The 2,979-nt window shown below is 46.6% G+C and carries 2 protein-coding genes and 1 pseudogene; all 3 read right to left on the reverse strand.

Annotation, left to right across the window (positions count from 1 at the left end):
* A pseudogene (locus ACP45E_RS19350) lies at positions 1-421 on the reverse strand (prepilin peptidase); the annotation flags it as partial.
* Entirely contained in the window at positions 414-2,555 is a 2,142-nt protein-coding gene (locus tag ACP45E_RS19355; RefSeq protein WP_017037654.1) for an efflux RND transporter periplasmic adaptor subunit, read from the reverse strand. The pseudogene ACP45E_RS19350 and the gene ACP45E_RS19355, both read right to left, overlap by 8 nt.
* 5 nt (positions 2,556-2,560) lie before the next feature.
* On the reverse strand, positions 2,561-2,979 hold a 419-nt coding region (locus tag ACP45E_RS19360), incomplete at its 5' end, for an HlyD family efflux transporter periplasmic adaptor subunit (protein WP_141707436.1).

Raw genomic sequence — 2,979 nt, forward strand, 5'->3', positions numbered from 1 at the left:
CGCTCTTCCGATCTGTTTTGCCTTCTCCTGTCTGCATTTGGCCAATATTGCCATGTAAGATGGCTAAGCCACCCATAATTTGGCTATCGAAATGCCACATTCCTAACTCGCGTCCAGCGACTTCTCGGATTAACGCGAACACTTGCACCAAGAGCCCGTTGGTTAGGCCCTGCTTATACAACTGTCGGCGGATATCTACGATTCTTAGGTCCAATTCATCATTGCTGATCCGTCTGAATTCGGTATCTAATGCCTTAATTCGCCACAATAAAGGCTTATAAAACCAAACTGAGGACCGAACTAAACGGCTACTGTATGCCGTGATCGATCGCCACCAACGTACCATCAGCTTTTGTTCTTCCACCTTCTTTTGAGGGCGCTCAAGCGTGGAACTAGGAAGACGCTCGGGCCGCTTATACATCAAACTGCCTTAAGAACACTCGTCGAATACTGCGGTGCCAACGGTAGACCAACGGCTCAGGATCATGTTGAAACATGACATGGACGCGTTCATCAAACCGGAACTTAGGGGCATCTAGGCTATCGAGATCGAGCCTAAAGTAACTTTGATAACTTTTAAGATCTTCCGTTCGATTTGGGTCAAGTGCAATTAACCCCCCTCCGTCTGTCGTGAGTACTGAACTCGGTATTTGTTGGGTGGACGATGGGATTTGGCGTAAGATAGCGGCCTTAAATTCACGCTCTGGCGTAGAGACAAATTTTAACGCTACGGCTCGAGTTTGAGTACGTACCCGGTCGATATCGTCTTCCGAAATCATCACGGTAAGAGGGAGGTTTTGGTAATCCACGACATAGCCAATCACTTCTCCTCGATTGAAATATCTTCCCTCAATGCCTCGGCGATTTGGTAATGTAAAGATGCCCGTCTCGCGACTATATAGGGTTAAAGAGTTCAATCGATCGAGAACGCTCTGATATTCTTGTTCGATAAAACGAAGTTCTTGAAGCAAGATATCAGATTCACTTCGGTCACTAATGCTGGCCTCATAACGAACTTTGGCTTCTCTTAAATTGGCCTCCAATACCAATACTTCCGCTTGAATATCAGGCGCATTCATTTGAAGCAAAATATCATCGGTTTCTACAAAACTCGCTTCTTTCGCCACTAAACGGTCAACAAAACCACTGACTTCGGCTTTTACGTAGGACTGATTTGGCACATATAATACACCTTGAGCGTATGTGTTATGGGGCACTGGTAGAAAGAACAACATTCCTAGGAGCCCAGCCAGAAATAGGGTTGAGAATAAGTATATTTGTTTGTTTTTACGGCGCATTAATGGGTCCTTCATTGGTTTCGCCATGACTTTAAATATAGGTGCAAATAAGCTACTCCAAACAGACCAAAGTGCCAATAATACGCCTACAATAAGGTATTGGCTTGCCACAAACAGAGATATTGCGACCATCACAAAAAGGCGATAAACATAGGCTGCAACGGAATAGCTGGCTAACCACATTGACTCTGAACGGCTATAGGCGTTAGTCCTCGCTTCAGATATTCGAAAGCAGTACCGTTTCACCAGATAGCCAATTTGAGCGTTTCCTCGTGAGGCCAAATTGGGGATTTCTAAGTAATCTGCCAATACGTAGTAAGCATCGAATCTAAGAAGAGGATTGCCATTAAACAGTAATGTCGATATGCCGCCTATTAACATCACGTTATAAGCCATCGCTCGTACGAGACCCGGTTCAACTAGCGACCAGACAATCATGGCTAACGCGGCCATAAATAACTCACCGAGAACACCGACCGCACCAACGAGCATTCTCTGATGTTTGTTTCTAAATGAAGCCGCTGTTGACGCATCGACGTAAGGAACGGGGATGAATATTAACAGCATGATCCCCATTTCGTGCACTTCGCCCCCCCAACGCTTGACCGCATAACCATGGCCAAGTTCGTGCACCAATTTTACCATTGGATACACTAACGCCATGATTAACAAGTTATCGACAGACAGGACCTGATCGGAAAGGTTGTGCGTTAGCGAGTCCCAATGAATCGCCGATAACGTGATCCCCAGCCCCATAACAAGCAACCAAATAAATGCCCCAAAAGGCGAGAAGACGACCTTCGCCACCCAACGTGTTGAGTTGAGGAATCTTTCTGGATCAATCACGGGAATACGAATGCTTAATGGGGATTTAATCTGTTGGATGAACTTTTTGTTCTCTTCGCTTTTCTGGCGTCGGTGCAAATGTTCGATGCTGGGCAATACATCGGTTTGGATGACGTTCGCTTTATTGAGCTGCCCAACCAGTTGAATCACCTCATCTTGAGTCGGAAGTTCATCGCCTAATGATTCACAAGCGAGATCCCAAACTTGCTGGAGCGTGCGATGACCATCCATCAAGCCAATGAGTTGATACGCCTGAGGAGTGAAACGCTGGAACTGGCCGGTCATATGGTCTTGCAATACAAACCACACCCTATCACGGTAAACATGACGGTGAATATTGGCGTGCGTTCGTAAGCGAACCTTGAGGTTGGCCACTTTATACCAAGATTGGCTAAACAGAGAGTTGGACACTTACCCTACCCCCACCATGACCAGATCTGTAATTGTCCCCACTCTCTTAGCTCTCGGGTCCAGATCGAAAACCACAAACGCTCATCAATGGCGACTTTCCCAATACCTTCCATACCGGCTTGCATCTGATCTGACCCAGAGAGCAATTCTCCTTCGATGATGAAGTACGTTGTGCCATCGATGGCTTCGGTTAATGGTGTAATTTTACTGACGGTAAATTCAAAGGCCTGTTCTGGCAGTGCCGATAAGTAAAGAGTCCCGACCTGATCGACGCTGAGTTCTGCAATCCGGCTCTCCTTGACTCGCATTTGAATGCGATAACTATTGATAGGGGCCACTTCTAGCAGAAGCTCTCCTTTTGTCACGGCGCTGCCTAATCGCTGGCTCAAGTCACCACTCGTAATGACGCCATCATAAGGGGCGA

Source organism: Vibrio genomosp. F10 str. 9ZD137 (genome assembly GCF_049974785.1).
In the GTDB taxonomy this organism is placed as follows: Bacteria; Pseudomonadota; Gammaproteobacteria; order Enterobacterales; family Vibrionaceae; genus Vibrio.